At 72.5% G+C, this 6513-nt stretch carries 3 protein-coding genes and 1 pseudogene; 2 read left to right on the top strand and 2 right to left on the bottom strand.

Annotated features, from left to right (window positions below; all coding sequences use genetic code 11):
• Positions 1–75 precede the first annotated feature (75 nt).
• Positions 76–2265, bottom strand: coding sequence for a putative bifunctional diguanylate cyclase/phosphodiesterase (locus HGA02_RS07790; RefSeq protein WP_343035359.1), 2190 nt, complete (start codon positions 2263–2265; stop codon positions 76–78).
• 8 nt (positions 2266–2273) lie between these two features.
• The gene (locus HGA02_RS07785) at positions 2274–4304 is read right to left on the bottom strand and encodes a DNA translocase FtsK (protein ID WP_246247542.1); all 2031 of its coding nucleotides are present in this window, start codon (positions 4302–4304) and stop codon (positions 2274–2276) included.
• Between HGA02_RS07785 and HGA02_RS07780 the strand changes: the two are divergent.
• Both HGA02_RS07780 and HGA02_RS07775 read left to right on the top strand, forming a co-directional pair.
• A pseudogene (locus HGA02_RS07780) lies at positions 4243–4380 on the top strand (shikimate dehydrogenase); the annotation flags it as partial. The gene HGA02_RS07785 and the pseudogene HGA02_RS07780 sit on opposite strands and share 62 nt — an antisense overlap.
• 156 nt (positions 4381–4536) lie before the next feature.
• Positions 4537–6210: an ATPase, T2SS/T4P/T4SS family gene (locus HGA02_RS07775; protein WP_168678543.1), complete on the top strand. Its 1674-nt coding sequence runs from the start codon at positions 4537–4539 to the stop codon at positions 6208–6210.
• The last annotated feature ends 303 nt before the right edge of the window (positions 6211–6513 follow it).

Here is a 6513-nt window from a genome sequence, read left to right as displayed (position 1 = left end):
CAAGTGGCCCCGTCCGCGCGGACCCGCGACGCGGCACCACGCCGACCCGCCGCTCTCGCTCGGCGGGAGCCCGCGTCAGGTCCGGGTCGCCTCGGCCGGCTGCGCGCCGCCGAACAGCCAGCCCTGGCCGTACCGCCAGCCGTTGCGGTGCAGGTAGCGCGCCTGCTCCTCGTGCTCGATGCCCTCGGCGATCGTCACCATCGCGAGCTCCCGGGCGAGCGCGCCGAGCGCCCGCGCGACCTTGCCGGCGGTCGGGTCGTCGGGGATGCCCGAGGTGAACGACATGTCGAGCTTCACGCCCGCGACGGGCAGGTCGCGCAGGTAGGACAGGGGCGACACTCCCGTCCCGAAGTCGTCGAGCAGGATCGGGACGCCCGCGGCCGAGAGCTGCGTGAGCTCGTGCCGGATGCGGGTGCTCGACGCGACGAGCGACGACTCGGTGAGCTCGACGACGATCCGCCCGGGCGTCACGCGACGACGCGAGATCTCGCCGAGGAGCGTCGTCGCGAACTCGCCGTCGCCGAGCTGGTCCGCCGACACGTTGACGGACACCCAGCGCGTCTTGTCGCGCGTGCGCGCGACGAAGTCGACGACGGACGTCGCGACGTACTGCGCGAGCGGCACCGACAGCCCGGCCTCCTGCACGAGCGACAGGAACGACCCGGGCAGCAGCAGGCCGCGGTGCGGGTGCTGCCAGCGCACGAGCGCCTCGTACCCCACGACGCGCATGTCGGCGAGGTCGACGATCGGCTGGTAGTGCACGACGAGCTCGCGCCCAGCGATCGCGTCGGCGAGCTCGCGGTGCACGCCGGTCGTCGAGGTCGCGCTCATCGACGCGTCGTACACCTCGGTCCGGCCCCGCCCGGCCGCCTTGGCCCGGTAGAGCGCGGCATCCGCGGCGGCGACGAGCGCGGGCGCACCGCCCTCGACGGTCTCCGGGTCCGCGAGGGCGATGCCGATGCTCGCGGCGACCTGGACGCGGCGACGCGCGATGCGCGCGGGCTCGACCAGACCCGCGTGGATCGCGGCGGCGATCTCGAACACCGCACGCGGCCCGTCGGCGTCCTGCACCACGACGACGAACTCGTCGCCGCCGAGCCGCGCGACCGTCCCGCGCCGGGCGGTCGCGGCCCGCAGCACGCCCGCGACGTGCACGAGGAGCTCGTCCCCCGCGGCGTGCCCGTAGCGGTCGTTGACCTGCTTGAAGCCGTCGAGGTCGCACGCGATGACCGCGACGCGGTCCACGACGCCGGGCTGCTCCAGCACGGACTGGAGCACCTCCTGCATGAGCGTGCGGTTCGCGAGACCCGTCAGGGGGTCGTGCATGGCGCGGTGCGTGAGCATCTCGGCCTGGAGGCGGGACTCCGTGGAGTCGCGGACCTGCACGACGAAGTGGTCGGGCATGCCGCTCGCCGACCGCACGAGCGCCGCGTCGAGCACGACCCACACGGCGTGCCCGTCCGCGCGCACGTACTTCTGCTCGAGCGAGAACCGCGGCGCCCCGCCCGCGAGCAGCTTGTCGACCTCGACCCGTTCGGCCGCCCGCCCCTCGGGCTCGCCGAGCTCCGACATCGGGTAGCCGCGGAGCGCGTCGACGCGCGTGCCGAGCAGCTCGGCGAGCGCCGAGTTCGCCTCGACGACGCACCAGTCCAGGTCGACGAGCGCCATGCCGATCGGCGCGTTCTCCATCGCGACGCGGAACTGCGTCTCGCTGCGGGACAGCGCGGCCTCGACCTCACGGCGCCCCGTCACGTCGACGAGCGTCGTGAGGACCGCGGGGTTCTCGCCGTCGCCCGCCGGGACGAGCTGGCTCGCGACCTGCACCATGCGCACGTGCATGCCGGCGCTGTCGGGCAGCGCGACGCCCACGAGCTCGGGTCCCGACTCGGCGGCGTCCGGGCCGGGCACCGTGCGGTGCCCCAGCACCGCGGCCGGGTTCATCGAGAGGCCCTGCTCGTTGACGAGCACGAGCGGCAGGTCGCTGACGGGCCGGCCCAGCGCGGACGCCGGGTCGACGCCGAGGATCGCGGCGGCGCGCTCGGAGATGTCGAGGACGCGCCCGCCCAGCGACTGGACGAGCACGCCCTCCTTGGTGACGGACTGCAGCGCGTCGTAGCGCTGCCGCAGCTCACGGGACAGCTCGAGGAGCTGGTTCGCGGTGCGCACCTGCCGGCGCTGGCGCGCGAGCAGGACGAGGACGGCGACGAGCGCGACGATCGCGACGACGGCGATGACCGTGGAGACCAGGCTCCGGGGGTCGGTCACCGACAGGTTCATCGGCCGCCGCCGGACCAGGGTCCTGCGACGTCCTCCTCCGCGTCGTCGAAGTAGTCGGTCGCCACGGGCGGGTCGCCGGGCAGCGCACCGTCGTCCTCGGCCCCGGGCTCGCCGCGCAGCATCGCGAGCGTGCCGGGCAGGTCGTCGGGCTGCACGAGCACCTCGCGCGCCTTCGACCCCTCGGACGGCCCGACGATCTCCCGCGACTCGAGCAGGTCCATGAGCCGCCCGGCCTTGGCGAACCCGACGCGCAGCTTGCGCTGCAGCATCGACGTCGAGCCGAACTGCGACGTGACGACGAGCTCGGCGGCCTGCAGCAGCAGGTCGAGGTCGTCGCCGATGTCCTCGTCGACCTGCTTCTTGGCCGCCGTGACGGCGACGTCCTCGCGGTAGACGGGCTTGAGCTGCTTCTTGACGTGCTCGACGACCGCGTGGATCTCCGACTCGGAGACCCAGGCGCCCTGCGTGCGCATCGGCTTGGCGGCGCCCATGGGGAGGAACAGCGCGTCACCCTGGCCGATGAGCTTCTCGGCTCCGGGCTGGTCGAGCACGACGCGCGAGTCGGTGAGCGAGCTCGTCGCGAACGCGAGCCGCGACGGGACGTTCGCCTTGATCAGGCCGGTGACGACGTCGACCGACGGCCGCTGCGTGGCGAGCACCAGGTGGATGCCGGCGGCGCGCGCGAGCTGCGTGATGCGCTGGATCGACGCCTCGACGTCGCGGGGCGCGACCATCATGAGGTCGGCGAGCTCGTCGACGATCACCAGCAGGTACGGGTACGGCGCGATCTTGCGCTCGGAGCCGGGCAGCGGCTTGACCTTGCCGGCCCGCACGGCGACGTTGAAGTCGTCGACGTGCTTGAACCCGAACAGCGCGAGGTCGTCGTAGCGCGCCTCCATCTCCCGCACGACCCACTCGAGCGCCTCGGCGGCCTTCTTGGGGTTGGTGATGATGGGCGTGATGAGGTGCGGGATGCCCTCGTAGATCGTGAGCTCGACGCGCTTGGGGTCGACGAGCACCATGCGGACCTCGTCGGGCGTGGCGCGCATGAGGATCGACACGATCATCGAGTTGACGAAGCTCGACTTGCCCGCGCCGGTCGCGCCCGCGACCAGGAGGTGCGGCATCTTCGCGAGGTTCGCGGTGACGTAGCCGCCCTCGACGTCCTTGCCGACGCCGATGACCATCGGGTGCTCGGACCGCTTGGCGGCGCTCGAGCGCAGCACGTCGCCGAGCGAGACCGTCTCGCGGTCGGTGTTGGGGATCTCGATGCCGATGGCGGACTTGCCGGGGATCGGCGACAGGATCCGGACGTCGGCGCTCGCGACCGCGTACGCGATGTTCTTGCTGAGCGCGGTGACCCGCTCGACCTTGACCGCGGGGCCGAGCTCGACCTCGTAGCGCGTGACCGTGGGACCGCGCGTGAAGCCGGTGACCTTGGCGTCGATCTCGAACTGGTCGAGGACGGTCGTGAGCGACTCGACGACGCGGTCGTTCGCGGCCGAGCGCACCTTGTGCGGCGCGCCCTTGGCGAGCGCGTCCTCGTTCGGGAGCGTGTAGAGGACGTCGCCCTCGAGCATCGGCTGCTCGCCGCGCGGGACGCCGCGGGGCTCGGGGGCGCGCAGCTCCGCGGGCGGACGCGGTGCCGGGACGACGGCGGTGGGCTCGGTGACGGGCGACGGCTCGGCCTCCCCGGCGAGCGCCTCGACGACGGCCGCGCGCTCGAAGGCCTCGTCGCCCACGTACGCGTCGAGGCGGTCCGGGTCGGCGTCGTCGAGCTGGTCGGCACGCTTGCGCCGGCCGAGCAGGCGGGTCTTCTTCTTGGGCGGCTCGACCTCGGGCAGCGCGGAGTGACCCGCGTTGATGACGAGCGGCGCGTCCTCGTCCTCCTCGACCTCGGCGTCGCGGTGGCCGCCCGTGAGCCGGTGGTACAGGTCGCGCAGGCGCGGGACGATCTGGTGCACGGGCGTCGCGGTGACGGGGGAGCGGATGCTGCTGCACCAGGCGGTCGAGCAGGTGCGCCTCATGACGGGGCGTCCCGGGCCGGTCGACGCGATGGCGCGCGCGCTCGAGGAGCGCCTGGAGGCCGCGCCTCCCGCCTGACGAGCGGGTGCCCGGCCGTCCTGCGCACGGTCGTCCGGTGCACGGTGGCCTGCGACGGTCTGTCACAGTCGCCACGACTCCTCAGGACCGGGCCCGGGCGTGCCGATGGACGGTCAGAGGTCCTGCGCGAGGCAGGCCTGACCGGGAGGTGCGCGCGTGAAGCAGCTGGGCGAGATCCTGCTCGACGAGGGCCTGGTCACGGAGGCGCAGCTCCTCGCCGCGCTGGACGAGACCATGACCCGCGGCCAGTCCCTCGGCCGGACGCTCGTCGAGCTCGGTGTCCTGACCGAGGGCCAGCTCGTCAAGGCCCTCGCCTCGCAGGTCGGCATGCAGTATGTCGACCTCGACGAGCACCCCGTCGACCGCGCCGCCGTCTCGCTCGTGCCGGCGACGCTGTGCCGTCGGTACGTGGTGCTGCCGATCGCGATCGAGAACGGCGCGATCGTGCTCGCGACCGCCGACCCGGGCAACGTGATGGCGGTCGACGACGTCCGCACCATGGCCGGCATGCCCGTGGTCCCCGTGATCGCCACGTACGACAACCTCACGCGCGCGATCGACCGCTTCTGCCGCGCGGACGACGAGATGGAGGACCTCTCGTCGGCGTTCGAGGAGGAGGTCGCCGCACCCGAGGCGGACCTCTCGAAGATGGGCGACTTCGTCGACGACGACGCGCCGATCGTCCGCTACGTCAACCTGCTGGTGACGCAGGGGATCACGGACCGCGCCTCCGACATCCACATCGAGCCCACCGAGCACGACCTGCGGGTCCGGTACCGGATCGACGGCGTGCTGCACGAGGTGCAGCGCTCGCCCAAGCAGATCCAGGGCGGCGTCATCAGCCGCGTGAAGATCATGAGCGACATCGACATCGCGGAGAAGCGCAAGCCGCAGGACGGCCGCATGTCGGTGGTGCACAACGGCCGCAAGATCGACCTCCGCGTCGCGACGCTGCCGACGGTGTGGGGCGAGAAGATCGTCATGCGTGTCCTCGACAACTCGACGGCGAGCCTCGACCTGCGCGACCTGTCGTTCCTCGAGCACAACTACGCGACGTACCAGGAGTCGTACACCAAGCCCTACGGGATGATCCTCGTCACCGGCCCGACGGGGTCGGGCAAGTCGACGACGCTGTACGCGACGCTCAACGCGGTGTCGAAGCCGGAGATCAACGTCATCACGGTCGAGGACCCGGTCGAGTACCGGCTCTCCGGCATCAACCAGGTGCAGGTCAACCCGAAGGCGGGCCTGACGTTCGCCTCGGCGCTGCGCTCGATCCTGCGGTCCGACCCCGACGTCGTGCTGCTCGGTGAGATCCGCGACCACGAGACCGCGCAGATCGCGATCGAGGCGGCCCTCACCGGTCACCTCGTGCTGTCGACGCTGCACACCAACGACGCGCCGTCGGCCATCACGCGTCTGACGGAGATGGGCATCGAGCCGTTCCTCGTCGGGTCGGCGCTGGACTGCGTCGTCGCGCAGCGGCTCGCGCGCAAGCTGTGCAGCAAGTGCAAGGAGCCGTACACGCCCAAGCCGGGCGAGCTCGAGGCGGCCCGGTTCCCGTGGGTGCCGGGCGAGCCGGTCCCCGAGCTCATGCGCCCGGTCGGCTGCGTGACCTGCTCGAAGACGGGATACAAGGGCCGCATCGCGCTGCACGAGGTCATGCGGGTCACCGAGGAGATCGAGCGTCACGCCGTGGCCCACTCGTCGTCGGCGGAGATCAACGCGACCGCGACGAAGCAGGGGATGCTCATGCTCCGCGACGACGGCTGGCAGAAGGTCGCCATGGGCCTGACCTCGATCGAGGAGATCCTGCGCGTCGTCGCCTGACGCCCGCGCACCCCGTGCCCGCCCAGCGGGTGCGGACCGCTCAAGTCGGGCGTCCCGCCCGCCGATGAACCGACCAGGTGCCGCGAAGGCGCCCGCGTGACGGTGCCCGTGCGCGACACGGTGACCATGTGGAGGCAATGACGTGAGCGAGTCCTACCGCCCGCCCGCAGGGGAGCCGACGCGGCCGCTGCCGCCCTACCGCGCCGTCGGGCCGCAGGCAGGGCCGCCCGGTGCGCCGGGCCAGCCCGTGTACTCGCCGATCCCGTCGCAGAGCCCCGTGCACGGCGGCCCGGTGCCGCCGTC

The sequence above is a fragment of the Cellulomonas septica genome, assembly GCF_012396155.1.
Classification (GTDB): domain Bacteria; phylum Actinomycetota; class Actinomycetes; order Actinomycetales; family Cellulomonadaceae; genus Cellulomonas; species Cellulomonas septica.
Note: the sequence above shows the minus strand (reverse complement) of the source record. Positions and strands in the feature narration are given on the sequence as shown.

Bases quoted from the DNA above. Each gene is read 5' to 3' on its own strand.
- HGA02_RS07785 (WP_246247542.1), bottom strand. From the start codon at position 4,304: ATGAGGCGCACCTGCTCGACCGCCTGGTGCAGCAGCATCCGCTCCCCC.